The organism is Fructobacillus parabroussonetiae (assembly GCF_018437265.1).
GTDB lineage: Bacteria > Bacillota > Bacilli > Lactobacillales > Lactobacillaceae > Fructobacillus > Fructobacillus parabroussonetiae.
Window position 1 is genome coordinate 55,545 of the sequence record NZ_JAAMFL010000010.1, and the last position, 25,507, is coordinate 81,051.

General features: G+C 47.4%; 25 protein-coding genes. 6 read left to right on the forward strand and 19 right to left on the reverse strand.

The genetic code is table 11. The features are described 5' to 3' along the window. Positions 1 to 111 precede the first annotated feature (111 nt). On the forward strand, positions 112 to 2,184 hold the full coding sequence (locus tag G6R30_RS05730; protein ID WP_213822432.1) for a cation:proton antiporter: 2,073 nt from the start codon (positions 112 to 114) through the stop codon (positions 2,182 to 2,184). Positions 2,185 to 2,225: 41 nt separating this feature from the next. Here the strand turns inward: G6R30_RS05730 and G6R30_RS05735 are convergent, their stop codons facing one another. From G6R30_RS05735 to G6R30_RS05755, 5 genes are all read right to left on the reverse strand, one after another. Next, positions 2,226 to 2,840: a DUF1054 family protein gene (locus G6R30_RS05735; RefSeq protein WP_213822435.1), complete on the reverse strand. Its 615-nt coding sequence runs from the start codon at positions 2,838 to 2,840 to the stop codon at positions 2,226 to 2,228. Further along, on the reverse strand, positions 2,824 to 3,681 hold the full coding sequence (locus G6R30_RS05740) for a YihY/virulence factor BrkB family protein (RefSeq protein ID WP_213822437.1): 858 nt from the start codon (positions 3,679 to 3,681) through the stop codon (positions 2,824 to 2,826). The genes G6R30_RS05735 and G6R30_RS05740 overlap by 17 nt, the downstream gene beginning before the upstream one ends. 61 nt (positions 3,682 to 3,742) lie before the next feature. Then, complete coding sequence (locus G6R30_RS05745; protein ID WP_213822440.1) at positions 3,743 to 5,104, reverse strand: FAD-dependent oxidoreductase; 1,362 nt, start codon at positions 5,102 to 5,104, stop codon at positions 3,743 to 3,745. Between the two features lie 107 nt (positions 5,105 to 5,211). Next, on the reverse strand, positions 5,212 to 5,928 hold the full coding sequence (locus tag G6R30_RS05750; RefSeq protein WP_213822443.1) for a VIT1/CCC1 transporter family protein: 717 nt from the start codon (positions 5,926 to 5,928) through the stop codon (positions 5,212 to 5,214). An 11-nt stretch (positions 5,929 to 5,939) separates the two neighbouring features. Further along, positions 5,940 to 6,614: a VIT1/CCC1 transporter family protein gene (locus tag G6R30_RS05755; protein WP_213822446.1), complete on the reverse strand. Its 675-nt coding sequence runs from the start codon at positions 6,612 to 6,614 to the stop codon at positions 5,940 to 5,942. 132 nt (positions 6,615 to 6,746) lie between these two features. On the opposite strand from G6R30_RS05755, the gene G6R30_RS05760 reads away from it, so the two are divergent. Continuing rightward, complete coding sequence (locus G6R30_RS05760; RefSeq protein WP_213822450.1) at positions 6,747 to 7,148, forward strand: Fur family transcriptional regulator; 402 nt, start codon at positions 6,747 to 6,749, stop codon at positions 7,146 to 7,148. A gap of 64 nt (positions 7,149 to 7,212) precedes the next feature. Here G6R30_RS05760 and G6R30_RS05765 read toward each other — a convergent pair whose 3' ends face one another. Then, the gene (locus G6R30_RS05765; protein WP_213822453.1) at positions 7,213 to 9,255 is read right to left on the reverse strand and encodes a penicillin-binding transpeptidase domain-containing protein; all 2,043 of its coding nucleotides are present in this window, start codon (positions 9,253 to 9,255) and stop codon (positions 7,213 to 7,215) included. Between the two features lie 119 nt (positions 9,256 to 9,374). Between G6R30_RS05765 and G6R30_RS05770 the strand changes: the two genes are divergently transcribed. Both G6R30_RS05770 and greA read left to right on the forward strand, forming a co-directional pair. Further along, complete coding sequence (locus G6R30_RS05770; protein ID WP_213822456.1) at positions 9,375 to 12,020, forward strand: YfhO family protein; 2,646 nt, start codon at positions 9,375 to 9,377, stop codon at positions 12,018 to 12,020. A gap of 52 nt (positions 12,021 to 12,072) precedes the next feature. Further along, positions 12,073 to 12,561 carry a transcription elongation factor GreA gene (greA, locus tag G6R30_RS05775; protein ID WP_213822459.1) on the forward strand — a complete coding sequence of 163 codons (489 nt, stop codon included), beginning with the start codon at positions 12,073 to 12,075 and terminating at the stop codon, positions 12,559 to 12,561. A 97-nt stretch (positions 12,562 to 12,658) separates the two neighbouring features. Here greA and G6R30_RS05780 read toward each other — a convergent pair whose 3' ends face one another. From G6R30_RS05780 to G6R30_RS05835, 12 genes are all read right to left on the reverse strand, one after another. After that, the gene (locus G6R30_RS05780; protein ID WP_213822462.1) at positions 12,659 to 13,603 is read right to left on the reverse strand and encodes a GRP family sugar transporter; all 945 of its coding nucleotides are present in this window, start codon (positions 13,601 to 13,603) and stop codon (positions 12,659 to 12,661) included. Positions 13,604 to 13,767: 164 nt separating this feature from the next. Further along, on the reverse strand, positions 13,768 to 14,982 hold the full coding sequence (locus G6R30_RS05785; protein ID WP_213822465.1) for an endolytic transglycosylase MltG: 1,215 nt from the start codon (positions 14,980 to 14,982) through the stop codon (positions 13,768 to 13,770). 80 nt (positions 14,983 to 15,062) lie between these two features. Next, positions 15,063 to 16,295: an acetate/propionate family kinase gene (locus G6R30_RS05790; protein ID WP_213822468.1), complete on the reverse strand. Its 1,233-nt coding sequence runs from the start codon at positions 16,293 to 16,295 to the stop codon at positions 15,063 to 15,065. 22 nt (positions 16,296 to 16,317) lie between these two features. Then, positions 16,318 to 17,346: a class I SAM-dependent methyltransferase gene (locus G6R30_RS05795; protein WP_213822470.1), complete on the reverse strand. Its 1,029-nt coding sequence runs from the start codon at positions 17,344 to 17,346 to the stop codon at positions 16,318 to 16,320. A gap of 27 nt (positions 17,347 to 17,373) precedes the next feature. Further along, entirely contained in the window at positions 17,374 to 17,679 is a 306-nt protein-coding gene (locus G6R30_RS05800; RefSeq protein WP_213822473.1) for a hypothetical protein, read from the reverse strand. Next, positions 17,672 to 18,127 (reverse strand): prepilin-type N-terminal cleavage/methylation domain-containing protein, encoded by a 456-nt coding sequence (locus G6R30_RS05805; protein WP_213822476.1) that lies wholly within the window; start codon positions 18,125 to 18,127, stop codon positions 17,672 to 17,674. Before G6R30_RS05805 ends, G6R30_RS05800 begins: the two co-directional genes overlap by 8 nt. Further along, positions 18,120 to 18,374, reverse strand: coding sequence for a hypothetical protein (locus G6R30_RS05810; RefSeq protein ID WP_213822478.1), 255 nt, complete (start codon positions 18,372 to 18,374; stop codon positions 18,120 to 18,122). Before G6R30_RS05810 ends, G6R30_RS05805 begins: the two co-directional genes overlap by 8 nt. Then, the gene (locus tag G6R30_RS05815; protein ID WP_213822480.1) at positions 18,352 to 18,759 is read right to left on the reverse strand and encodes a hypothetical protein; all 408 of its coding nucleotides are present in this window, start codon (positions 18,757 to 18,759) and stop codon (positions 18,352 to 18,354) included. Before G6R30_RS05815 ends, G6R30_RS05810 begins: the two co-directional genes overlap by 23 nt. Beyond that, positions 18,743 to 19,054 carry a prepilin-type N-terminal cleavage/methylation domain-containing protein gene (locus G6R30_RS05820; RefSeq protein WP_213822569.1) on the reverse strand — a complete coding sequence of 104 codons (312 nt, stop codon included), beginning with the start codon at positions 19,052 to 19,054 and terminating at the stop codon, positions 18,743 to 18,745. The genes G6R30_RS05815 and G6R30_RS05820 overlap by 17 nt, the downstream gene beginning before the upstream one ends. Positions 19,055 to 19,080: 26 nt before the next feature. Continuing rightward, a complete protein-coding gene (locus tag G6R30_RS05825) occupies positions 19,081 to 20,112 on the reverse strand; it encodes a type II secretion system F family protein (RefSeq protein WP_213822482.1) in 1,032 nt (343 codons plus the stop codon). 22 nt (positions 20,113 to 20,134) lie between these two features. Continuing rightward, positions 20,135 to 21,028, reverse strand: coding sequence for an ATPase, T2SS/T4P/T4SS family (locus tag G6R30_RS05830; RefSeq protein ID WP_213822484.1), 894 nt, complete (start codon positions 21,026 to 21,028; stop codon positions 20,135 to 20,137). A 96-nt stretch (positions 21,029 to 21,124) separates the two neighbouring features. Continuing rightward, positions 21,125 to 21,979 (reverse strand): bifunctional 5,10-methylenetetrahydrofolate dehydrogenase/5,10-methenyltetrahydrofolate cyclohydrolase, encoded by an 855-nt coding sequence (locus G6R30_RS05835; protein ID WP_213822486.1) that lies wholly within the window; start codon positions 21,977 to 21,979, stop codon positions 21,125 to 21,127. Positions 21,980 to 22,084: 105 nt separating this feature from the next. On the opposite strand from G6R30_RS05835, the gene G6R30_RS05840 reads away from it, so the two are divergent. Both G6R30_RS05840 and G6R30_RS05845 read left to right on the forward strand, forming a co-directional pair. Further along, complete coding sequence (locus tag G6R30_RS05840) at positions 22,085 to 22,561, forward strand: deoxycytidylate deaminase (protein WP_213822488.1); 477 nt, start codon at positions 22,085 to 22,087, stop codon at positions 22,559 to 22,561. Between the two features lie 131 nt (positions 22,562 to 22,692). Next, a complete protein-coding gene (locus tag G6R30_RS05845; RefSeq protein WP_213822499.1) occupies positions 22,693 to 23,655 on the forward strand; it encodes a thymidylate synthase in 963 nt (320 codons plus the stop codon). A gap of 74 nt (positions 23,656 to 23,729) precedes the next feature. Here G6R30_RS05845 and G6R30_RS05850 read toward each other — a convergent pair whose 3' ends face one another. Then, positions 23,730 to 25,217: a mucin-binding protein gene (locus G6R30_RS05850; RefSeq protein WP_213822501.1), complete on the reverse strand. Its 1,488-nt coding sequence runs from the start codon at positions 25,215 to 25,217 to the stop codon at positions 23,730 to 23,732. Between the last annotated feature and the right edge of the window lie 290 nt (positions 25,218 to 25,507).

A 25,507-nucleotide genomic window follows, 5' to 3' on the forward strand; every position in this document is an offset into this window, starting at 1 on the left:
GATATCCTGGCAAAAGAAAGCTAGCTGCTTTGAAACTTTTGACACATTTTTGCATTCCACCATATAATAGAAGGAACGAGACAGTGTTTTCGCTATTGTAAAGGAAAGAAAATGGCCCAACTTTATTTAATTGCCCTCCTACTCATTGCCGTGATTGCGGCCAATATCATTAAGCCGTTCATCCCCCGTGTACCAGAAGACCTGGTCCTCATCGTGGTTGGCGGCCTCTTTACCTTCATCCCTGTCTTTCGAGACTTTGCCCTCGATCCGGAATTCTTCCTCTTTTTGATCATTGCCCCGTTGATGTTTCAAGAAGGACAGGGCATCTCCTTTGCAACGATGAAGAAACACTTTAACGCCATCTTCCAACTGTCGGTTATTCTCGCCCTCTTCGTCGTCGCCGTTGTGGCCCTCATTACCGACAAGATTCAATCGGCTTGGCCATTGACTTTGGCCATCGCTTTGGCAGCCATTGTCGTGCCAACCGACGCCGTGGCGGTTAAGTCCATGACCACGGGTCTCAAGATGCCAAAGGGCTTGAACCAATCACTGGAACTCGAGTCCCTTTTCAACGACGCCACTGGTATTGTCTTGCTGGATCTGGCCCTTTCCGTCTACAAGCAAGGTAGTTTTAACCTGGTGGAAGGGGTTAGCCACTTCCTCATCGTGGCCCTTGGCGGCTTGATTATCGGTGCCTTGGCATCCGGGCTCATCGTAGCACTCCGCCTCTACCTCTCCTTCCATGCTTCCTCAGCTCAGGCCACCACGATTCCGCTGAACATTTTGACACCCTTTGTCATCTACTTACTCGCCGAACACTTCGGCGTCTCTGGCATTTTAGCCGTTGTCGCTGCCGGCATTGTCCACAATTACGAGCAATCCCGTCTACAGCTCATCGCAACCGAATCCCGTGTCGTATCCGCAACCATTTGGCAAACGCTAACGACTCTCTTAAACGGTGTCGTCTTTGTTATTTTGGGGCTGTCCCTGCCAAAAATTCTCAAGTTAATCGGGGACTTTGGCTTTGAAAAGTCGCTTGGGCTCTTCGGCCTGGCCTTCTTGATCTATCTGGCCATGTACGGCGCCCGTTTCTTCTGGGTCTCTGCGCAAAAACAAGATCGCTTAACCGGCTTCTTTGGCCAACACCAAACCAAAGACCGGTTGCAGCGGGCGCAGATTTTTGGCGTTGCAGGCGTGCACGGTGCGGTGACTTTGGCCCTGGCGATGTCCTTGCCGACGACCGTCCACGGAAAGCCACTGCCTTTCTTAAATGAGATCTTACTCGTGGCCACCTTGGTCATCTTAATTTCATTGATTGTTGCCGCCCTCATCCTGCCACGACTTTTGGAAGAGGAAGAGCAGGTCTTTAGCGAAGAAGAGTTAAACCAGACCCGTTCAGACATGATTGATTCCGCCATCGTTAAAACCGAGCAGCGGATTCATGATCACGATACGAAGGCCGCCATTGCCCAGGCCCTACAGACCCAAAAATTGACGATTGGCCACCCAAAGAGTCATGACGAGCAAGCCTCCCTGACCCTTCTGACCAAAGTCTCGGACGAACTGCAAGCTTACCTCGACGACTTGATTAGTCAAGGCTACGACCAGGATACGGTCGAACGCTACATTCGCTTTTTGCAGCGCGGACTTTTGTCACCGGCTAACTCCAGACATCCCCTTGCCCGCATCAACCAGCGCCTTCACCACTGGAAGCACGAGTTCTCATGGCATTTGAAGACGCGGACTTTTACAAAGGGACAACGCTTGCGTTATCAGCAAGAACTCATGGCCCGCAATCCACAGGTAGCGGCCAAAGTCGCACAGTGGAAGGATGGGCGCCAAGCCATGCTTGCCTTAAATGACGACGTCCAAAAAGAGGCGGACCGTCTTTTGACAAAGGCTCTAGAAAGCGAACTTGAGGCCCATCAAGACACGGAAAACATTGCCGAAGTACGCCAATTACTCGAGCGTTTCTTCCGCATTGTGGCCCACGACTACCGCAAGGGCAACGTTTCTGTGCCGACAGCCGACTACATTCAGGCCTTTGCTGATGAATACAGCTACCTTTCGGCGCAATTAGCAGCCGGCAAAGTCAAGAACGCCGTTGCCAACGAGTTATACACCGAAATCAACCAAGCACAAACCCTTCTACTGATGGAACAAGGCGAAGGTGAAAACGAATAACAAAAAAGCGTGATAGTCATATTTGACTCATCACGCTTTTTTTATTGGACTTTTTTTAACGTTTCGTATAAAGGCACTAAGGTTGTTAACGTTTCCAGCAAGAAATCGGCCAGTTGCTCCGGTTGGTTATCGAGCAGAGGAGAATCAACGGGAATTTGTCGGCCAATTAACACTTCGGCGGACTTAACTCGGCCATAGCGTTGCACCAGTTCGCCGTATGTCGCCAACGGCGCCTGATTGTTTTCCATATGGTTATTGGAAAGGACAAAATCCGTTGGGAGTCCCGCAACAAGCGTTGCAAGGCTGTCTAACTCCTGGGCAATGCGAGGACCGTCGGCCTTCGTCTTTTTCATGTTTTCTTCGACTGCCAAATACAGATAAAGATGGTCGTCCCAGAGGCCGAATTCGAAATGGGCTTCCATCTTATAGCCCCGTTTATTTGGCGCAAAGGCCACCCAGGTATTTTCAGGCGGATTCACCTTGCGCATCTTGTGTTTGGCCACATGGGCAACCCAGGGCCGACCGTCTGCCAGTAAAATCGGCAGGGCTTTGTCAGCAAAGGCCTCGAATTTTGGATCAATGATCGACCGGATTTTTGCCATTCGCCCATCCAAAGTCGGATCATCAAAAACTTCAAAATCAGACTTCTGAAACATCTTGTTCCCCTCTCATTCCTCGGAATCCTGATAACCAGTTCATCACCACAAAACCAATGACCAAAATGGCCGCCACAAGGTTTAGCCAAAGCAAAAAAACAATGATCGAGGTCAGCGATTGATAAAAGCCGTACTTACCAAATTGGAAATTAGCCAAGAGAGCAAAGACCTTGTTCAGACCGTTTAGCAAGCCTAAGTCTAATAAAGAGCCAATCAAGGAAGCCAAGAATGGTGGCCGCGCTGCCTTGGCCGGCAGCTGATAATTCATCCAAAGCAGCACCAGCCAAAGGCCAATCAACAGTAACCATCGAGTCGGCGTCACCCAGAAGGCCAGGCCTGTAATTTCATGGAGGTAAATGCCCAGAATGTTACCCGAAAAGACCAAGACGGTAAAGATGACCAACATCAAGACCAACCATAGGAAGGACCAGAAGCGGGCCAAAATAGGCAGGCCGGGCTCTTCCACGTTGGCGATCCGATTAAAGGCTTCCCGTAGCACGGTAATGACGCGCGAGAGCGACCAGAAAATAAAGAAAATCGACAGCGACCAGTAGGACTGGGTATTCGTTTTGGCAACGCTCGTCAAAACGGGATTCAAGAAATCGTTGACGGAACTAGGCAAAAAGTCCCCCATCATCGCCGCAAGATGTTCCGTTGAAACATGCAGCTTGGAAATTAGCAAGACCACCGCAATCAGCAAGGGAAAGAGCGTCAATAGGAAATAATAGGCAAAAGTCGGCCCCACCATTCCCACCTGCGAACGTGAAAAGTAAGTGATCAATTCATTAATATGGAGCTTTTTATCCAGGAAAGCCCAGGATTTTTTAATTGATTTCGTCATAGTATCCCTATTATATAAGAAAAAGACGCCTTTCGGCGTCTTATTTTACATTTGATTCACTTTAGACAGATGGTGTCTGGCCCAAAGCCGTTTGTGCGGCCAAGTTGAGCACGGACCACTGGCGATCAAAGCCAGGTTGGAAGAAGAAGTCGGCTTCTGCCAAGTCTTCCAATGTCATCTTACCCTTGATTGCCAAGGCAATCGTGTTGGCGTGAGCCGTCACGTCTTGCTTTGACAAGATTTGGCCACCCAAGATTTCGTGATTTTCAGGGTTGAAAGTCAACTTAACCAAAATTTCAGGGTTACCATCCGTTACGAAGGTTGGACGAACCGTTGCCTTGTAAAGCGATGACGCAACGTTCAAGTTCATCTTTGCGGCGTTATTGGCGTTGACACCAGTGGTAGCCAACTTATAACCAAAGACAGACAAGGCAGAGGAACCATTCACACCAGCAAAGGCACGGGCAGGCTTTTCAATACCAATGTTTTCAACAACGTAGCGGGCTTCGCGACGAGCCGTTGAAGCCAAGGCAATGGGTGCTGCCTGACGGGCTGGTGCAAAGAGTGGCTTGATGGCGTCGCCAATGGCAAAGACGTTCTTTGCAGAGGTTTGCAAGTAGGCGTTCGTCTTAATAAAGCCACGGGCATCCAAGTCAACCGCGCTTTCCAAATACTGCGTATTAGGCTTAACACCAGCAGCCACAATGACCAAGTCAGCATCAAAGCTTTGTCCTTCGTCATCCTTGACGGCTGAGACGGCACCTTTCCCTTCAAAGGAAGCCACGCCGTGACCAAGATGCAAGTTCACGTTGTGTGATGTCAATTCATCGGCAATTGGGCCAGCCAATTCTTCATCCAAGTAGTTACCCAGTGGTCGGTTAATCATGTCGATCACCGTGACCTTCTTACCGGCTTCGGCGAAGACTTGGGCAGCTTCGATTCCGATGTAACCCGTTCCAACAACCACAACGTTTTGAACGGATGCATCGTGCAACTTTTCGTCAATCTTTGTGGCCCAGTCGCGACCGCGCATCAAGAAGACGTTGTCCAAGTCGGCTCCTGGTACTGGCAAAGTCATTGGCGTCACACCAGAAGAGATGATCAACTTATCGTATGAGTCCGTCAACTTCTTTCCAGTGTTTTGATCCAAGACCGTCACTTCTTGCTTGTCCGTGTCGATGGCTTCCACTAAGTGGTTGGCCAAGACTTTGCCACCGTACTGCTCAATGTCAGCAGGCTTGAAATTGCGAACGGCATCACGTTCCGTCACTTTTCCTTCCAAGAAAAGTTCCATTCCACAGGACATAAAGGAAATGAAATTTCCGGCTTCGTAAACGGTTACGTCAACGTCGTCATAGCGTGTCAACAACTCGTGTGCTGATTCGTGTCCACCGTGGGACGCACCAATAATAACAACTTTCATGATATAAAGCCTCCATGTTTTTCAACTTGTTGCGATAAACACATTATAGTTTGTTTTATCACAGAATAAAAGAGTCAATTTCGTAAAATACAAACTAGACCTTTTGCTTAGAACAGCAGTCCAATGCCGTAGTGAATGGCGATGGTAACGAGTCCAACCCAAATATTTCGCCAGACCGCACGCTTAACCATTCCCTGTGAAAATAGGGCCGATAACAGGCCGGTGAGCGCCGAGGCGACAACCGTCGCGAGAATGGCCGCTAAGTACTGGTATTCCACCGGGAAAATCAACAGGGCAACCAATGGGAAAACCCCACCTAGAGCCGCTGAAAAAGTCGATGAGATGGCTGCTGCAACTGGTGAAACGTAGTGACCAAGTGTCATGTCATACTTGACTGAAAGAACCGTTTCCAACGGTTTTTCGGCTAAGAGTTCACAGGCAATCGCCTTGGCCGTTTCAGGGCTGACCCCTCGATCCGTGTAGAAAGCCGCCACGTCTGCCACCTGTTCGTCAAAATCCGTTTTTAGCCGCGCCTTTTCGCGGACGACGGCGACTTTTTCAGAGTCTGACTGAGAAGACACAGCCGCAAATTCACCTGAACCCATTGAAAGCGCACAGGCAAACAAGTCGGAAAGGCCGGCCAAGACAATCACTAGGCGGTTTGAAGTCGCTGCGGCAACGGAGAAGACCACCCCAACAACGGTCAAAATACCATCGTTTGAGCCCAAGATACCGGCACGAATCGTGTTCAGCCGTTCTTCCATCGTTTGGCCAGACTGCTTATTGGCACGCTTCGTCTGCCATTTTTTAAAGATTGCTGTCATGCTTTTTCTCCTTACTTAAAGAGTGACCCGATTAAGAAGGTCACGACCATGGTCAAAATACCGGAAAGAAGGTTTCGAATTGCCCCCTTCGTTCGGTTGGCACCGTTGACAACCGCTGCTAGATACCCCGTAATTAACAGGGCAATCAGCACAGCAAGGAAGGTTGCCATGATCCGCAGGCTAGGCGAAGCCACGGCCATAAAGACCATTGGCAAAGCAGCCCCGGTTGGAAAAGTCACAAAGGACACCAAGGCCGCTCCACCAGCAGACACCTGCGATTTAAGGGAGAAACCATGCCGTTCTCGGACTGTTGTTTCCAAGGGGTCCTTTGCCATCATTTCTTCCGTGGCCTGATTGGCTAATTCTTCTGAAATACCATCGGCCTGATACTTTTCTTTAACAAAGTTAAATTCGTTCTGATAATCATTTTTCAAAGCGAGCTCTTGGCTCTGACGGGCTTTTTCTTGTGCATCGTGTGAGGATTGCACGGACACAAACTCCCCCATGGCCATCGAGACCATACCAGCCAGCGTCCCGGCAAAACCTGACAGCATAATCGCTGATAAGCTTTGCCCGGCTCCGGCAACACCAACAATAATTCCGGCAACTGATAAAATCCCGTCGTTTCCGCCCATGACACCGGCACGCACCAGGTTGTTATGCGCCATTAAGGATTGCTTTTCCATAAAACTCTCTCCTGTCTAATTAAGAATGGTTCTAAGTTATTATACTAAGAAAATTTCTAAATGTCAATCATTTGTATTGTTTCATTCTAATGTTATAATTGACATGAAGTTAATATTAACTAGGAGGTTAACATGCTGAATCCATTAAAAAACGTTCTACAAGAACATCAGCTAAAAGCGACGAGTCAGCGTTTGACTTTGCTTGAATACATGATGACCCATGACAACCACCCAACAGCCGAAATGATCCACAATGATTTGCCCCACATTTCCTTAGCCACGGTTTACAACACCTTGGAAAAGTTTGTTGAGAAAAAGTTAGTCGTGATTATCGACGGGATTTCGGACGGCAAGCGTCACTATGACGCGGCCGACCACCCCCACTACCACGTCATCAACACCAAGACAAACGAAATCATCGACGCTGCCAACTTTGACCCAGCGCCATTAATCAAAGCTGCTCAAGCTGCGACCGGCCTCAAAATCACCGAATACCGCATCGATCTCTACGGAGTTGAAGCGGATGAAAAGTAATCATAATCAAACCATTAAAAAAAGACCAATCGGATAATGATTATCCGATTGGTCTTTTTCAATTTTATGATTGGTTATTGGCAACAACCATTTGCCAGAAGGCTTCAATGATTTGCTTAGCGATTCGGCCGTTGGTTCCATCCAGGTAAGAATCCATACCAGGAATGGCCAAAGACATGGCAAAGGGTGTTCCAGGTACATAAACCACCATGGACTCCGTAAAGGTCGTGTTACCATTGGTCGTCGTTTCCGCCGTTCCCGTCTTCGCATAGACTTTTGGCGTCATGTTGTGCAAAGCCGTACCCGTGTTATGGGAAGAAGAACCGTTGGCGACTTGGTACATTCCGTCCTTAATGACTTTCCACTCGTCATCCGTCAACGAAACTTGCGACTGCAGAGTTGGCTCCGCCGTCCAGACGGTCTTTTGATACTTAGCATCCTTATCCGTCTGCAAAACGGATCCAACCAAGTGTGGCTGAACAAGGTAGCCACCGTTGGCAATCGCTGAAACATAGCGAGCCAATTGCAAAGTCGTATAGGAATCATACTGTCCAAAGGACTCGTACAAATACTTACCAATGTTCGATCCGGTCGTCAGCCCCTTGTATCCGGCTGTTTCGCCTTCAACATCAATACCGGTCTTCGTACCAAGACCGAACTGTCCCAATCCATTACGAAGCGTCTGGAAGGCGTCGGAGCGAAGGTGAAGGGACGAGCCAGATGAATAGGTTTGTCCACCAATCTTCATACCCAATTGAACAAAGTAGGTGTTGGAAGACGTTTCCAAAGCGGTCCGGGCGTCAATTGGCGTTGGCGTACCATTCTTGTTCCAGTAAGAAGTGATTTCAGGCGTTCCCTGAATCTTAATCGCCTGATCGTTCATCGTGTTTGACGTCGGCGTCACAACCCCTCGTTGGAATCCGGTAGCCAGAATGGCTGGCTTGACAACCGACCCCATGACAATGGCCTGGTTAATATTACCCAGTTGGTTGGCTGTTTTCTTTCCCGTTGAGGAATCACGGCTCACACCGGCCATGGCATAAATACCACCGGTATAAGGGTTAATCACTGTCGAGTAAGCACCCTGCACATTACCGCCAGGTAGGTTGTCTTCCAGTATTTGTTGGACTTTCTTTTGGTACTCGGCATTAATGGTTAACTTCAACGAATCACCGGACTGGCCCTCATACTTAATTGACGACGTCTTCAGGTTTCCCAAAGTCGTCACCATTGTCTGTGATGGTGAGCCCTTTAGCAAGGATTCGTACTGCTTTTCCAAGGCTGACGTTCCGACTGGTTCGTTTTGTGAGTATCCTTGGGCAAGCAACCGGTGCAGACGATCGGATGGCAACCCGGCGGATTCATCACTGACCGTTCCAGTCAAGGATTGGAAATCCGTTCCTTCTGGATAGTTTCGTGACCAGGACTCGCCAATCTTAACCCCTGGCATAGAAGACAGGCGTTCGGCAATCTTTGCCTCAGCATCATCGGAAATATCCGATTCCTTAATATAGGTTGTCGAAAGAGCGGAAGCCCCCGACATTTTTTGGAAAATCATGGCGACGTTGTCATCCACGTTTTTGGCCAGGTCGTGCTTGATGACATACTGGGCCATCGCCGTGTTTAACTGAGTCGTTGACCAGGAAGCCACCGCGCCGGCGTTTTCCTTCTTAACGGCTGCCTGTACTTTGGTCGCCGCTTTTTCATCGGTCACCAGGTAATAGTCAGCCTTGGAACGGGGATTCAAGCGGCTCGTGTCAATCGTGATGTACTTGGCCAACTTTTGGGCAACTTTCGCAATCGTCGTCGTTGTCGTCGTCGCACCACGAGTGTAGGTGATGGCCAAAGAAGATTGATTGCCCGTAATCACCTTACCAGTCGAATCGTAAATCAAGCCACGGGGCGCGTTCCCCTTTTCAACGGTTTGATCAGAACGATCGACTTCGGACTCATAGCCCGCCCCCTGTTTCAAAGTCAGGAAGGCAAGCTGAATCAAAAGAGCAGCGATGATGGCAATCACCAGTCCCAGCAGCAATTTTAAACGTCCGGGCAAGTTGGCCTGGGCGTCGTTTTTATTTCCATCCTCTAAATAACGATTACGATTCATAATAATAGTTCATCTTTCCAAGAAAATTCGAGTGAAACACTCCTTCTCAATCTCTTCTACTTTACCATATTGACCGAATTTTTCGCTAAAAATCGATGATTTTTTGGTATTCTTAAAGCATGATGAATCCGAAAAAACACTTCAAAAATTTCACCTACTCACCGGTCGCCCTTTCTTTCTGGCTACCTTTTTTCTTTTTACTGACTTATTTTATTTATCGTCACATGGCCCCCTTCGGTTCTTCGACCATTTTAACCGTTGATTTAGGCCAGCAATATTTGGATTATTTTGCCCAATTTAAGAAAACAATCCTAAAGGACCCAAGCGCCTTCTTCTATTCCTTTTCCTCTGGGTTAGGCGGTGACATGCTGGGCGAATGGTCCTACTATTTAATGTCGCCCTTTAACCTGTTTTTTTTGCTCGCAAACGCCTCATCACTGCCTGCTTGGATTCTCTTCGTCACCCTGGCCAAAGTCGCAACGGCCGGACTGACCATGGCCCTCTTCTTAAAGAAGGTCCTACACTTCCGCGGCTATGCCATCACGCTCTTCGCCATTAACTATCCACTATCTGCTTGGTTTATTGACAACGCGCTCAACCTGCTATGGCTAGACAGTGCCATTTTACTGCCGCTGCTCCTATGGTCGCTCCACCATCTCATTCGACAGCACAAGAGCTGGCCCTTCCTTTTACTGTTGTCGCTCACGATTCTGTCAAACTACTACATTGCCTGGATGATTGCCCTCTTTCTCCTGCTCTATTTACCCCTGGCTATTTCCATGGAAAAAACCTGGTCAACCTGCTGGTCTTTGGCTGCCAAATTATTGCCCGCCACTTTCTTGGCCATTTTGTTAACCGCTTGGCTTTGGCTGCCCACCCTGGTGCAATTACAGCAGGGTAAGACAACGCACGGTGCCAATTGGACTTTTGGCTTTGAGAATAATCCGGCCTTACTCTTTTTCAAGCTCATCCCCGGCTCCTTTGACTTCGATCAAATGCAAAAGGGCCAGGCGAACTTTTTAGTGGCCCCACTCATCCTTTTCTTCCTCTGGGCCTTTTTCTCATCTAAAAAAATCCACTGGCTGGAAAAGTCCTTGGCCACCTTTGCCCTAATGATTTTGTTCTTGGCGACGACCTGGACGCCCTTGATTCTACTGTTCCACGGTGGCCAATACCCCGTTTGGTACCCTGCTCGCTTCTCCTTCTTGCTTTCCTTTTTGCTCATTTTAATGGCCGCAAGGGCCTATCAAAAAAGCGAGGCGGAAGAAAACTGGCTACCAAGCATTCCCGCCCGGACTTTTTTCTTAATTGCCACTGTTACCATTACCGTCCTGGGCTCCATGGCCATTAATCACATCTCCTATCTCGACAAACCCGGTCTTTTGATCTTCCTCTTTGATTCCTTGTTCATCCTCTTGGTTTTGTTGCTCGTTCAGGGACGTCTCCGCCAGCCGCTTCTCTTTGCCCTCACCGGATTCTTCCTCTTTTGCAACCTAGCCTTATCCCTCAATAACCTTTCGTATCTTAGCCAACAGGAATATCAAAGCGGTGCTCGTCGCGTCGTGCAAGCCGGCAAGGCCCTTAAAAAAGACCAGTCCTGGTACCGCCTAGCAGAGGGACTGGGAAGAACCTATAACGATGGTTTCCTCGGTCATTTCAAGAGCGGTTCGCACTTTTCGTCACTGTTGCCCGCACAATCCGCCAGTTTCTATCAAAGCATGGGACAAATCGCTGGCGATTCGAAAATCTCCTACAGCGATGGTAGCATCGTCTTGGATAGCCTTCTTTCATATAAGTACTACCTTAGTCAAAGTCAGGACCAATCGGCTAAGCAAACGACTAACTTAAAAAAGAGCAACCGCCCCGATTATGCAAGCGCCAAGACTTTTGCATCGGGGAATGGTTGGGTGATAAAAGAAAATCAACAAGCCCTTCCGCTCGCCTATGCAGCGTCTGATCTAGCTGAAAAAACGCCGATTGGCCCACGCTACCCACTGGCGAACCAAGAGCGGTTGCTCACTTATCTGGTTGGAAAGCCCGACCAGATTTTACTCACACAAGTTCCCTTAACACTGGCCGCCACCCATAATCTGGAACCAATGACCCGCATTACCGGCGGGGGCATGACCCCTGTCAATCGAAAAGATGGGGCATCGCTCGTACTGACCTACAAGGCGCAGGCTAACCAAAGTTATTACTTGAATCTTGGTGCGGCCCTGGATCTTTCCGACGTCACCATTCAGCAAAACGGTCACAAGCTAAAGCAAGAAAGCGGCTATAGTCACAGCGTGGCGCTCAACGTAGCAAACGGTCAAGAAGGCGAAGAGCAACAAGTGATTCTGACACTCGCCCCTGGGGTGAAAAGTCGCTACCTCGACGACCTGGCGCTGTACTCCTTTGACCAAAAGCAAGTGCAAGATGACTTGAATCAATTAAAGCAGCATTCACTCAAGATCAGCAAACGCAACGCTCGCCGCATTGAAGGTCAGATCACCACTACAAAGGACCAGCCACTCATTATGACTGCCATTCCGGCCGCTCCTGGCTGGTCAGCATCAGTCGATGGCCACCCAGCCAAAACAACGACCATTGCCGGCGGCCTATTGGCTGTTAAGACAACGACTGGTCAGCATCATCTCGTCCTCACCTATACACCACCACGTCTGATTCTTGGTCTCTGGATGACCCTAGCCGTTCTTATCGGATTTCTTTTGTATTTGATCATCAAAAGAATTTTCTCACTTGCGCCCAAGTTGCGCCCGTGATATAGTCAGTTTGCTGTATTTTTTATGCCAAAGGCATTGAAAGGATGAAATCATGGCGGAAGAAAAAACATTCCCAATGACGGCCGAAGGCCGTGACAAATTAGAAGCCGAGGTGGAGGACTTAATCACCCGGCAACGTCCCGAAATCACGAAGCGAATTCAAATTGCTCGTTCATACGGTGACCTTTCAGAAAACTCTGAATACCAATCAGCAAAGGACGAACAAGCCTTCGTCGAAGGACGTATCGTGACTTTGCGTAAGATGATTGAAAACGCTGAAATCATTTCAGCTGATGATTCAGCCGACGATGAAGTGGCGATGGGTAAGACGGTTACCTTCAAGGAATTACCTGATGAAGAACCCGAAACTTACACGATCGTTGGTTCTGTTGAAGCCGATCCTTTGTCAGGAAAGATTTCAAACGAATCCCCAATGGCAAACGCCTTGTTAGGTAAGCGCCAGGGCGAAACGGTGAAGGTTCCCCTTCCAAACGGCGTTGATATCGAAGTAAAGATTTTAACGGTTGAAACGGCCGACTAAAAAAAGGACTGCTTAGGCAGTCCTTTTTACATGCATTCATGCCAATAAAAAAGCTGAGTCGATGACTCAGCTTTTTCTTTATTTTTCAATTAAGTCTTTAGGCGAAGGAGTGGATATTTCCAATAATCATCGCACCAATCACAACCAGGATCGTACCGATTACGATGGCCTTCATCTGTGGCGAAGACTTCTTTTCGTGCAAGAGGTAAATACCACCAAATGTTCCAACGATAATGTTTAACTGTGACAAAGTCGTCGCAATCGTCTGACCAACGTGTGGGTTAGCAGCTGAGGCGAACATGAAGATGTTTCCAAGAGCCCAAACCAATCCAGTCACGATGTTCTTTGATGATGGCTTATCAAACATCGTCTTTCCTTCACGGAAGACGAAGAGCACGATAATGACCGCACCGATCACTTGTCCAATGGCTTGTGGGCCAACGATGGCGGTCATGTAGTTCAAGCCATTACCTGCTGAACGAACTTCTTCTGACACATAACCAATCTTGGCTAAGAAGTTTGGGAAGATGAAGTACAACATGAAGCCAACCGTCGACATGACCAGATAAAAGATTGACTTGGAGTCAATTTTGGCAGCCGATGCATCGGACTTATCAGGCTTTGAAATGAAGACAGCACCGGTTACGACCAAGGCAATTGAGATAATGCCAACGATCCACATAGCAGCAGACGTCCATTCACCCAAGAGCGTAGCAGCCAAGAGCGCGTTCATAATAATCTGACCGGCCGTTGACAATGGTACACCGAGCGAAACACCCATTTGCTTGAAGAGCATGAACTGGAAGGCCATTCCCATCGCCCAAACCAAACCAGACAACAGGCCGACAACCCAAACTTCAGTTCCCATGTAGAAACCATTTGGCATCACGTAGCCAAACATCGTGATTAATCCAAAGATTAATGCTCCGACTGACATACCAAAGGTTTGTTGTGCGGCCGAGCCACCCATCTTCGTTGATACAAGACCAACTGACCCCCAGAACAAGGCGGGGAGTAACGCCATAATAATTGCAAAATCCATTTTCGTGGACTCCTTTCACTTGTTTACATGTTTTATTGTAACTTAATGTAAACGCTTACACAACCCTTTTCAAAAATTTATTTTACTTTTGTTTCAAAAAGCTCAAATCCAGGCCCTTCCTGCCAATAACAATCAAAAAAGTCGACCTTTCGGCCGACTTTGATTTACTTATCATATTTTGCTAAGTTCCAGTTTTCAATGATCCGGATAATGGCTGCTGGATAATTAGGATCCGTTGCATAAGAATCATCATAAAGGGCCTGAGCGGCATCCTTATAATTCGTTGCTGCGAGCACATCCTTAAATTGGTTACTGTTCCAAGTGTTTCCCTGAACCAACGTCTTAGCATGGGCTTTCATGGAATCCTTATAGGAATCATAAACCGCAAAGCGGGCGTTCTTTGTGACCGTTTGGCCGTTTTCCACTTCTTGTGTCTGAAGAACCACAGACTTACCAGCCGTCGTATCGTCCGTCTTCACACCGTAAAAGTTATTATACTTCGATGACAAATCGGAATCATCCCAGTTGGATTCATGAATGGCTTGCGCAATCGAGATCGATGGCAAAATGCCATACTGACTCTTTAAATCTTGTGCATAAGAAGCAATCTTTTTAATGAATGCCAAACGACGGTTGAATTCCTTCTTACCACCGTTTTCTGCCAGCAAAACAGCCGTTGAAACGGGCAGACCGTTTTCTTTCAGCTCGCTGTAATAGCCCTGCATTTCCTTATCCGTGCGCTTAATCAAATCGCGGACAAGGTCCTTGGCAGACTTTTCATCCTTGATCTTATAGATTCCTGGCATCACCAGATCATAAAGGGTCAAGCCTGATTTGGCATTCAAGAACAGCTTTGGATACTTTTGCTTCATTTCCTTCATCAGGTCCTTGTCCGTATAGGCAGACAGTAATCCTGATTTTGAAACATTGGCAGCGTCAGCCAAAGTCTGAGCCGTTTGCTCATCGGTCTTGTTTCCATCAATGTAGGTATAAGCCGAATCAAGAACGGGTTCTTCACTTGGACCCTGGGCTAATTCCTGGTAAACATTATCAATGCTTTGCACGGGTGAGAACAAATAGGTTCCCGCCGTAATGGATTTTGCACCATAACGCTTGGCATAGCGGCTCAAGTAGCGACCGTTTCGGATCAAGCCCTTTGACTGCAATTTTTTACCAACTTGTGCTACCGAATCAGAAGAAGAAACCATCACCTCTGTCAGTGACATATCGTTTGGGTTCTTCGCTGCATAACCCTCGTGATTAATGTATAAAAAGGCGGCAGTAGCAATCACCACCAGCCCGATCACAGCGAGAATCGTATTGCGAATCGGGTGCTTTTGCTTCGTTCGACGTCGTTTTGTAAATTCCGTTTCCATCATATCTGGCTTTCCTACAAATCATGGAAAAGACACCCCCAATCAAAAGGCGGTGTCTCATCAACTTTTCAATTCGTCTTTTTTTACTTCATCAACGACTGCACATCACGAGCAATCATCAATTCTTCATCCGTTGGTACGACCAATGTCTTAATCTTAGCATCGGCAGCTGAGATATCAGCCTCGACACGGCAACCCTCGTTCTTTTCAGCGTCAATCTTGATACCGAAGTAACCCAGGCGGTCGACCACTTCTTCACGGACCCAATCGGCGTTTTCACCAATTCCGGCAGTAAAGACAATGGCATCTGCGCCGTCCATCTTGGCAATGTATTGTCCAATATAAGAAACAACACGATCAACAAAGATGTTGATGGCCAACTCAGCCTTGTCGTTTTCTTTACGAGCAGCACGCAAGTCACGCATGTCAGAAGAAAGTTCTGAAATACCTTGCAAGCCAGATTGCTTATTCAAGACCGTCAACATCTCATCGTTTGACAAGTTTTCCTTGCCTTGGATAAAGGAAACAAGGGAGGCATCAACGTCACCTGAACGCGTGGCCATCGTGACACCAGCAAGTGGCGTGAAGCCCATTGACGTGTCAAAGGATTGACCGTTTTTCACAGCGGTAATGGAAGCACCGGCACCCAAGTGAAGTGTAATCAACTTCAAGCTTTCAAGCGGCTTACCCAAAAGTTCCGCTGCCTTACCCGCTACGTAGCGGTGTGACGTACCGTGGGCACCGTATTTACGTGCACCGTACTTTTCATAGTACTTGTATGGCAATGAGTAAAGGTAGTTAACCTTTGGCATGCTTTGGTGGAATGACGTATCAAAGACCGCCACTTCAGTGGCTTCAGGCAAAAGCTTCTGGAAAACACGGATTCCCATTGCGTTCGCTGGATTGTGCAATGGCGCATAATCAGCTAATTCATCAATCTTTGCCAAAACATCATCCGTGATCAAAACGGAACGATCGAAGTATTCACCACCGGCAACAACACGGTGACCCACACCAACAATTTCGTTAAAGTCTTCAATAATGTCCAAAGCTGAGAGCTGTTCGAGCATCATGTTAATGGCAACACCGTGATCCTTAATGGCGGTTGTCGTTTGGAACTTTGCCTTTTGCCCCTTAACCGTTACTTGGTCACTGGCTTCTGCCTTGTCATTGGCAGCAAACTTAATCGTGAAGATTGCATCTTCCATTCCAATTCGTTCGATTAGCCCCTGGGCAATCACTTCTTCAGCAGGCATCTCCAACAATTGAAACTTTAATGAAGATGAACCCGCGTTAACGGCCATAATCTTTGCCATGAATTTTCCACCTATCCTTCGTCTAATCAGCGCTTTTTTCTTTATTCAGTTTACCCCAGTCACCCAAATCTTGCAAAAATTCTTCAAGTGCCTGACTATCCTTTACAGAAGGGTACTGGCCAAGCATCACCTCGGTCTTTGGTTGTGCCCCGTTTTTACGGAGGACAAGGAGGGCTTTTTGCTGGTTCTTTTGCTGGAAAAAGGCCTCGGGCAATGTCAAGAAAGCCTTTAACTGGGCCTTTTGCGCAAATAACTTTAGTACACTCTCGTGATGCTTACCTGACAAAATATCGGCCGGTACAACCAGATAAGCCCAACCATCTGCCTTTAGTAAGTCAACAGCCTTTTCAATCATCAAAAAGTGTGCGTAGGACTGACCCTCTGAAAAGGCGGTCACCATTTCTTTTGGTGCCTCATTTGAGTAATAGCCAATTGGCAAATCACCAATCACCACATCGGCTGGCAGCAGTTCATCATCTGGCAGGCCAATGACATCCCCCAAGAAAAAGTCCGCCTGGTTATCCGCTAGCAAATCAGCACTAACGGACGCGAGGGCCAACTGGTTTTCTGAAAGATCGATACCAGCGGTTTTAATGGCCTCTTGTTTGGCTTGGACAACTTCTTGTACTGTCCACAACAGGTTAGCCGAGCCAACCGCTAAGTCAAGGACCGTCGCGACCTGTCCGTCTTCTTTTTTCAGATTAGCGGTTTTAGCCACTAAATCACCAAGCAAATAGCCAATACCGTCTGGCGTTAACTGGTCATTGGCCGGCACTTTATTCTCTCGATCAGCTTTTAAAATTAAGAGCTGTAAAATGTGTCGTTTATCCTGAAAAGAATAGCTGGCAAAATCAAGTGAAAAAAGCTCCTTCAACGCCAACTGACTGTCAGCAGAAAGGACCTCTTTATCCTTTTTGGTTAATTGCTTCTCTTGCAGTGTCGACAAGGTCTGAACTAAGGCCTGGCGATAACTAACGTTTTCGCTGGCTTTGACCTTGGCGACCACCTGGTCGATTGTTGAAAATTGTTCTGGAATATTTACTTTTGTCATGCCTTTATTTTAGCCTCTTTCACCACGCTAAACAAGCGTGTTTATCAAAAGAGTCAGCTCCTTTTTGACCCGGTCTCGCTCAATTTGAATTCGCTGTTTTTCTTGATTGATTTGATAATCAAAGCCTTCGATTCGTCCCTTCTCCTTTCCCGTCAGTAAAAAATTCGTTGATGCCTTGATTTGAACTGTTTCCACTGCCTGACGAATGCGGACAGCACGTCGATTTTCCACATCATGGCTCAAAATTTCCAATTGCAGGAAATACAAGGCCGAAAAGGCAAACAACACGAGTAAGGTGGGTAATAAAACATAGGCCGGCCACCGCTTATTCATTTTCTTCTCCTTGATTGACTTTTGGAAAGAGAAACAACACCGCTTTGATTCTTTCTTGCTGAGCATTTTTGGCCTGTACCTCTTGATAATGACCATGATTAAAAAAGCTTAGATCATGAAGACCCTCGAGCAAGATCATTCGACCGTGCTGCTGACCCTCTAGAACCAACTGCTGGTGATATTCTTTTAGGATTCGTTGGCCGCTCTTACCCGGCTTTTTTAATTCCAGCCGGTCATGGTGACAGGCCGACAGCTCATAGTGCTGGTCTTGCAGTTGCTGAAAGGCCATTTGAAAATGGCTACTTTGCAAGGATCCAACACGGCCATGATTCACTCGGCCTAAATAAGCCAAACCAAGTAAAACCAAGCTGCTCACAACCAATGCCAAAAGCACCTCAACGAGTGTAAAAGCTGGTCGCAGCCCCGGTAAGGAAAAACGCTTACTCATGGGGCAGCCCCACTGAATCATGGCTACTCGAACTTTCCGCTTGTTGAAATACCCGCTGCCATTCGGCTAAGGCCTGCTCTTTTTCTTGCATCTGCTTGTCAAAGGCGCGCTGCTCCCGTTCAATGCTAAAGCGGTGCGCACGTAAGGTTTCTTCTTCCATCAAAATTGCCAATGTGACAATCGTCAAAGCCAGTAGCGCTTCCACCAACACAAAGGCTGAGCGATTAGTCTGCTTTAAAATCGACATGACCACCTCCAAATTGAATGACTAAACGAATTCGTTTTTGCCCATTGGACCAATACACGGATTGGGGACTGATAAAGCCGCTTTTGGCGATTGAAAGACGAATTGGTTTCTCAATCACAAACCGCCTTGGATAAGGATAAGTTCGCTTTGCCAGCCGAAGCGCATCCGCCGTGAAATCCAAAAAGACCGGTTCATTAGCGGCCTGGGCCTGGTGGCGCCCCAGCTCAATAGCCGTCATGACTTGTTTTTCAAAAGTTCGCCATTCTTGACCTTCCTGATTCTTTGGAAAGGCCACACCAAGCAACATTAACAAGGACACCAAACCTAAAACCATCGTCGTCTCAACCAAAGCAAAGGCCGAACGCTTCCTAAGCCTTTGCTTCATGACCTTGAATCCGAATCTTTAGTTCCTTGGCCTTTTTCAACTGCTCCTTTGTTAAAAACTGCTCCCTTTGTAAGTCGGCATAGGAGACACTACCCTGTTCCGGGTGTTCATTTAAATAAAGGTCAACCTGCGTTTGCACCGTTCCAACCATGGCTTTTTTATGGGTCGCCTCGGCCCGGTCCCGTTGCTTATTCAAATTGGGCAAAATCAAGAGCATTAAGAGGGCAATAATGAATAAGACGACGGTCGCCTCAATCAGAGTAAAAGCCGGCTTGGGTCTGGTCAGGTAACGCATTTTACGAATCTTCGGCAGAAATTCTTTCATACTTGATAACCTCCTAGGTTTTGATAAAGCGGCAACAGCATCGCCAAGTAAATCAAGAGAATGATGAGACCAATTAAGGTAAACAACACCGGCTGTAAAAGGGCAAAAAAACGTTTCACCAGGCGATCAAAGCGGCTGAATTCGACTTTGGCATAGTAGGCCAGGTATTTAGACAATGTGACCTCGTCAAAACCCCGGGTCAAATAAGCCGCCAGACTTGGCTGCAAGAAAACGAGCCCTTTCAAAAAAGTCGCGAGGTCACCGCCTGCTTCGAGATGGTTCTTTGTCAATTGCGCCAATTCATAGCCAAAGCCTTCCTTGTCCGCTTGCTCTTCTGAATAATACGCAATAATGGTCGGTAAACGAAGGCCGGCGGCTAAGAAGACGCTAAGTTGTTCTGCTAAGATGGCTGTCGTGAGATACTTCGTTGCAGGGGCTAGGAAAGGCATTTTAGTCAATAAAAGCAAGCGTTTCATGGGCCGCTTTCTTTTTAGTTGCCAGTAGCCAAGCAAAATGACCAGAGCCAGCAATAGCAAGCAACCAAATAGGCTGTGTAGGGCAATCAGGCTCCAATTATCCGGGCTGTTGCTGTCCGATTCCGCAATCAATTGCTGAAAAACCGGGTAGAGAAGCTTTTCAAGTCCAAAGCTCATCAAAAAGAGCAGCGCCACTAAAGCAAAAGGATAGGTCATTGCCTGCTTGAGTTCTCTTTGGTATCGATTGATTTGCTGGACCTTTGTAGCGAGTTGAATCAACGCCTGGTCAAAGCGACCATGTGCTTCTGCCAACGACAGATAACCGTTCAAGCCATCCGATAAAATTTCGGGAAAGGCCTGTCTTAAATCGCCACCCATCGAAAGAACTGCCTGAACCCGGCCAATCGCCTCTTTCCACTGCCTTTGTCCAGCTGCCAAAACATCAAGGGCCTGCGCAAGCGGATAACCAGCCTGTATCAACTCGGCCAACTCGGATAAAAACAAAGCCTGCTCGTTTCTTCTTAAGCCCAGTCCCTTCTTCTTTAAAAACATGCCCGCCTCCTTTCTTCTCGCATTAATGAACTGACCAGTCTTTTTGGTCAAAAGTCGCCTGCAGCCGCCCGTTTGCATCTCGCTCCAAACGCTGATAAAGGCTGGTGATTAAGGCAGCCCGAACCAACTTTTCAGGCAGGCCCAAATCAACGAGGCGGAGTAAGACCTGCTCGGCCGAATTGGCATGAACGGTCGTTAAGACCAGATGGCCAGAAAGTGCCGCTTGCAAAGTCGCAGCTGCCGTTTGAGCATCCCGAATCTCGCCAATGACCAAAATATCCGGACGATGCCTTAACGCGACCTTGATTAAGTCCTGATAGCCCACTTTGGCTGTCTCATTCACCTGCAATTGAAGAAAGGCTGGTTGAACCAGCTCAACTGGATCTTCCACTGTTAACACCAGCCGGTCCTTTGCCCATTCATTCAAAAGCGCATAGAGGGTCGTTGTTTTTCCCGACCCCGTTGGGCCCGCGATGACAAACAACCCAGCCCTTGGCTTGCTTGCCAGCAGTGCCTGCCAGGCTGCCAGATCCGCAAAGCGAGCAGCACTGGCTTGATGACCAATTAACCGGAGCACCATACTTTCTCGACCCAAAAAGTCCCCAACGGAAGAAAGCCGGACAAAGGCATCCCCAAAGGCGAAACGCCCTAATTGAGGTCGTCGAAATTCTGCCAAGTCGACCTGTGCGCGGTACTTCAGTAAGGCCATCAGCGACCGGGCAAAGTCTTCTGGTAGTCCACCAAGTGATTGCAGACCAGCCGGTCCCTGTGCTGACAGTTGATAGGCTCCTTCTTTTGGTAAAAGATACAGATCGGTGGCATCGTTTTTTAAAGCAACGGTTAACAGGTCCTTTAAATAATCTGGTGCCCGCGAGCTTTCGGTTAAAATCGGCCAATCGTCGTGTTGATTCCTCATCACCAGCCCCCTTTCACTCAAATAACACGCATTCGAATAAAAAAAGACATAAAAAAAAGCCGAAACCATTTCGACTTTTGCCATTTATAAAGCCGATTACTCGACTGCTTTTTCTTGTTCCAAAGCGGCTTCTAAGGTTGATTCCAACAAGATGGCGATGGTCATTGGCCCAACACCGCCCGGCACAGGGGTTAGCCAGGCAGCTTTTTCAGCAACCGCTGGAGCAACATCGCCACAGGCCTTACCGTCGACCAAATTCATCCCCACGTCAATCACGACGGCGCCCGCTTTAATTTGATCGGCTTGAATAAAGTTCGGAATCCCCACGCCAACCACCACAATATCGGCGGCTAACAACAGCGCCGTTAAGCTTTCTTTGGACGTGTAACGGTGCGCGATGGTGACAGTGGCATCAGCATTCAACAGCAGTGCCGCCATTGGCCGACCAAACAGTTGGGAACGGCCAACCACCACGGCTCGTTTTCCACGGGGATCGATATTGTAATGGTTGAGCAAGGTCATGACGCCCTTGGGAGTCGCCGCCACCGGGTAGTTTCCCGCTTCATTGGCAAAGAGCCGGCCCTGATTCGTGACGCCCAAGCCGTCCACATCCTTTTCCGGTGCCACCATGGCAAAGACTTGCGCATCATCGACGTTTTTTGGCAGTGGTGCTTGAATCAAAATACCATGAACGGCGGGGTCTTCGTTCAATTCCGCCACGACTGCTGCCAGATCACTTGTGCTGGCATCTTCCGCCACTGCAATATCTCGGGTTTGGATGCCCACCTTGGCGGCGGCTCGCTGCTTCATCCCAACGTATAACCGGGAGCCATCGTCTGCGGGATCGAAGACCACTGCCAAAGTCGGCTTCACAGAAGCCGTTTGCAACGTTTTTGCTAAATCCTCCCGCAATTCTTTTGCCACGGCTTTGCCGTCTAATGTTTTAGCCATTTCTGCTCCCCTATCTCGCCGAATGAAGGCAACTGTTGTAAAATAAGTTTATTATCTATTTTAGCAGAAGCCTGTCAACAAAGCAGTAGACCTTAAGGAGAAACCATGGCCGATCAACGTATTTCATGGGACCAGTACTTCATCGCACAGTCCGCCATCCTGTCAACTCGCTCCACCTGTACCCGCCGGCACGTGGGCGCCATTTTGGTAAAAGACCACCGCATTATTGCCTCTGGTTACAACGGAGCCGTTTCAGGGACCCCACACTGTACCGAGGTTGGTGACTACATTGTCGACGGTCACTGCATTCGAGCCGTTCACGCCGAGCAAAACGCCTTGATGCAAGCCGCTTCAATGGGGATCCCCGTTGAAGGTTCCTCACTTTACGTCACGGATGCCCCCTGCGTCTTTTGCACCAAGCTCCTGCTCCAAGCCGGAATTCAAAAGATTCATTTCATGCGCGACTACCGCAACGACGACTTTGCCGAGAAGCTTTTAAAGGAAAAAGAAGTGCCACTGATTCAGGTGCCTTTCGAGCCGGAAACAGCCGAGCAAATCAACTTGGCGCAGTTTATCAAGTAAGAAAACGAATGCAACGGGTCTGACACTGGGTCAGCCCGTTTTTTTGAAGGCTGACACTTTTTTCGCCTTGTAAAAGTCGTAAAAGTTTTGCATACTTAATAGAAGAATTTCCAAGAAATTGAGGTTGCCACATGAGCAAAAACGAAGAACAATATTTAGACTTGGCCCGTCGGATTTTAGACGAGGGACATGAAAAGGGTGACCGTACCGGCACCGGGACTTACTCAATCTTTGGAACGCAAATGCGTTTTGATCTTTCGGAAGGTTTCCCAATGCTGACCACTAAAAAGGTCTTCTTCAAGCTGATCAAGTCCGAACTACTCTGGTTCCTACGTGGCGATAACAACATCCGCTTTTTGCTCCAACACAACAACCACATTTGGGATGAATGGGCCTTTCAACAGTGGATTGAATCGGACGAATATGATGGTCCGGACATGACCGACTTTGGCCTCCGTTCCGAAAAAGACCCCGTATTCAAGGAAGAGTACCTGAAGCAAAAGGATCGTTTTGTTCAATTGATCTTGGAAGACGATGACTTCATGGAAAAGTTTGGTTACATTGGCGAAGTCTACGGGAAGCTTTGGCGCTCGTGGGCCTCGGTTAAACCAGGCGGTCAAGAAGTTGACCAAATTACGAACCTGATTGAACAAATCAAAACAAACCCGAACTCTCGCCGACTGATCTTAACGGCTTGGAATGCGGAAACAACGCCACAGGCTCCTCTTCCTTCCTGCCACGTCCTGTCGCAGTTTTATGTAGCAGATGGCAAGTTGTCGGCACAACTCTACCAGCGTTCCGGCGACTTTTTCCTTGGCGTTCCCTTTAACATCGCCTCCTACTCTCTTTTGATTCACATGATTGCCGCGCAAACTGGTCTAGAGGTTGGTGACTTTGTTCATACGATTGGCGATACACACATCTACAAGAACCACGTTGATCAGGTCGAAGAACAGTTGTCACGACCAATGCACCCACTGCCAAAACTCTGGCTCAATCCGGAAGTGACGTCCATTTTCGATTACACGATGGATGATATTAAGCTGGTCGATTATGAATCCGAACCAGCCATTAAGGCACCCGTTGCCGTTTAACCAACTAAAAAAGTCGATCACAATTGTGATCGACTTTTTCTTTTTTCTCGAGAACCCAAGGCGCTCAACAAAATTTAGTCATGCTTCTTCGTTACGAAGAATGCCAACGTTGCAAGACCTGCAGAAACCGTTAGTGCGATTCCAAAAGTCTTGGCTGCTTGTTGACCGGTGTTTGGTAGTGCCAAAGCAGAGGATGCTTGCTTAGCAGCTGGCTGACTATTCGAACTTGACTGCTGCTTCGTCTGATTCGTTGCCGAATGATTATCGGCATTTGAAGCAGACGCTGCTGGCGTGTTGTTGCTGCCATTGTTGGCTGGCGTGTCATTGCCACCGTTGTTTGATGGTGTGTTGTTAACACCGTTTGAGCTATCCGAACCACTGTCGGTATACAAAACGTTGACCGTTTCATCTTGCTCATTCTCATCATCATTCAGCGTTTGTTTTTTAGCCGCAATGGATGAAACAGCTTGACCATTAACTTTTGGATTCGTGTAACGGTTATCAATCTTTTCTGGCACCGTAACGGCAGCTAATTCGCTTTGAGAAGCATCATCTGCCACCCAATCGCCCTTCGTCACTTGACCAGTAAAGTCGTTGGTCGTCACATCACGGTGGTAAGAAACTGTCTGCACCGTCGGATTCTGTCCTGAAATCGTCTTTCCATCGGCATCTTGATAGTTAATTGTCCGCTTAACGGTCTTGTGCTGCGTGGTCGTTTGGGTCTTTGACTTGTAGTTGATGGTGAACTGATCAGTAGCACCTACACCAAGCCAAGAGCTTCCATAAACATTAACTGAACTGTTATCAACTAGATGATTAATAATCTGATTACCATCAATGTTTAAGAAAGGCGTATCAGTATACAAATTATCACCATAGATGACATTGCTATTAAAGAAGTAGTGGTCACCCTCCAACTCAGAACCGTTATTATATGTTTGACCATTAGCAGTCGTTAGCGGTTGACCATTCATCGTTGTCTGGGCAGTTGTCGAATCAAAGGAAACCTGGCTACTTGTTAATCCTAATTGATAAACAATTCCGTTCAACCAGGAATAACCACCAAGATGTGCCTTTGCCTGTTCATTACCCCAGGTCGTTGACGGATCATTATTCACAACGTTATTAATCACATTGCTATCCGTATCATCTTGGGCATAAGCACTCCAATAGACCTTTTTAACACCATTTTCTGTCTTCACAACAGCCTGGCGATGTAAGATGGCATCCTTGTTAATATGTTGATATTGCTGTCCATCCACATTAACCGTCACATCTAAAGGAAAGTGTAATGTGAAAAGGACAGAAGGAATACCACCCGTGTTATTTTCATCATAAACGCCATCAGCAGGATAACTATTCGCATTAATATAATAATTATACGTATCATCCGCGTGTGCAACGATTGTGTTATTCGAAAATAGTTGGCTAGTCTGTGGCAAACTAGCAGCAGCGCCCATCAATGCGAAAGAGGCCACTGACAGAATCACCCAATTCTTCTTAACCTTGTGTAAAATACGGTGCTCACGAACTTCTTCATAACGTGCTAAACGAGTTGACATGTTGTGAACCTCCTTAAATAATTTTTACTTAAAAACTTCGAAATAATCAGAACATTTCTAATTAACTTCTCTACATTTATATTATGAGACCTTTTCGAAAGTTTTTCAAGTGTTTCAATTACATTTCTTACTTAAATAAAAAAGAGTTCCATAAATCGTTTAAAATTTAAAGCATTCCCAGTATCAACGTTTCCGTTACTAGTCGATTCGTGATTTGGAAAATTTCAATTTACTATTATTTTGAGTAATATTCATAGGCATTCGATACCCTACTTTCTTACGTTATTTAG

Coding starts and splice junctions, on each gene's coding strand:
- G6R30_RS05730 (WP_213822432.1), top strand. CDS start 112: ATGGCCCAACTTTATTTAATTGCCCTCCTACTCATTGCCGTGATTGCG.
- G6R30_RS05735 (WP_213822435.1), bottom strand. CDS start 2,840: ATGTTTCAGAAGTCTGATTTTGAAGTTTTTGATGATCCGACTTTGGAT.
- G6R30_RS05740 (WP_213822437.1), bottom strand. CDS start 3,681: ATGACGAAATCAATTAAAAAATCCTGGGCTTTCCTGGATAAAAAGCTC.
- G6R30_RS05745 (WP_213822440.1), bottom strand. CDS start 5,104: ATGAAAGTTGTTATTATTGGTGCGTCCCACGGTGGACACGAATCAGCA.
- G6R30_RS05750 (WP_213822443.1), bottom strand. CDS start 5,928: ATGACAGCAATCTTTAAAAAATGGCAGACGAAGCGTGCCAATAAGCAG.
- G6R30_RS05755 (WP_213822446.1), bottom strand. CDS start 6,614: ATGGAAAAGCAATCCTTAATGGCGCATAACAACCTGGTGCGTGCCGGT.
- G6R30_RS05760 (WP_213822450.1), top strand. CDS start 6,747: ATGCTGAATCCATTAAAAAACGTTCTACAAGAACATCAGCTAAAAGCG.
- G6R30_RS05765 (WP_213822453.1), bottom strand. CDS start 9,255: ATGAATCGTAATCGTTATTTAGAGGATGGAAATAAAAACGACGCCCAG.
- G6R30_RS05770 (WP_213822456.1), top strand. CDS start 9,375: ATGATGAATCCGAAAAAACACTTCAAAAATTTCACCTACTCACCGGTC.
- greA (WP_213822459.1), top strand. CDS start 12,073: ATGGCGGAAGAAAAAACATTCCCAATGACGGCCGAAGGCCGTGACAAA.
- G6R30_RS05780 (WP_213822462.1), bottom strand. CDS start 13,603: ATGGATTTTGCAATTATTATGGCGTTACTCCCCGCCTTGTTCTGGGGG.
- G6R30_RS05785 (WP_213822465.1), bottom strand. CDS start 14,982: ATGATGGAAACGGAATTTACAAAACGACGTCGAACGAAGCAAAAGCAC.
- G6R30_RS05790 (WP_213822468.1), bottom strand. CDS start 16,295: ATGGCAAAGATTATGGCCGTTAACGCGGGTTCATCTTCATTAAAGTTT.
- G6R30_RS05795 (WP_213822470.1), bottom strand. CDS start 17,346: ATGACAAAAGTAAATATTCCAGAACAATTTTCAACAATCGACCAGGTG.
- G6R30_RS05800 (WP_213822473.1), bottom strand. CDS start 17,679: ATGAATAAGCGGTGGCCGGCCTATGTTTTATTACCCACCTTACTCGTG.
- G6R30_RS05805 (WP_213822476.1), bottom strand. CDS start 18,127: ATGAGTAAGCGTTTTTCCTTACCGGGGCTGCGACCAGCTTTTACACTC.
- G6R30_RS05810 (WP_213822478.1), bottom strand. CDS start 18,374: ATGTCGATTTTAAAGCAGACTAATCGCTCAGCCTTTGTGTTGGTGGAA.
- G6R30_RS05815 (WP_213822480.1), bottom strand. CDS start 18,759: ATGAAGCAAAGGCTTAGGAAGCGTTCGGCCTTTGCTTTGGTTGAGACG.
- G6R30_RS05820 (WP_213822569.1), bottom strand. CDS start 19,054: ATGCGTTACCTGACCAGACCCAAGCCGGCTTTTACTCTGATTGAGGCG.
- G6R30_RS05825 (WP_213822482.1), bottom strand. CDS start 20,112: ATGTTTTTAAAGAAGAAGGGACTGGGCTTAAGAAGAAACGAGCAGGCT.
- G6R30_RS05830 (WP_213822484.1), bottom strand. CDS start 21,028: ATGAGGAATCAACACGACGATTGGCCGATTTTAACCGAAAGCTCGCGG.
- G6R30_RS05835 (WP_213822486.1), bottom strand. CDS start 21,979: ATGGCTAAAACATTAGACGGCAAAGCCGTGGCAAAAGAATTGCGGGAG.
- G6R30_RS05840 (WP_213822488.1), top strand. CDS start 22,085: ATGGCCGATCAACGTATTTCATGGGACCAGTACTTCATCGCACAGTCC.
- G6R30_RS05845 (WP_213822499.1), top strand. CDS start 22,693: ATGAGCAAAAACGAAGAACAATATTTAGACTTGGCCCGTCGGATTTTA.
- G6R30_RS05850 (WP_213822501.1), bottom strand. CDS start 25,217: ATGTCAACTCGTTTAGCACGTTATGAAGAAGTTCGTGAGCACCGTATT.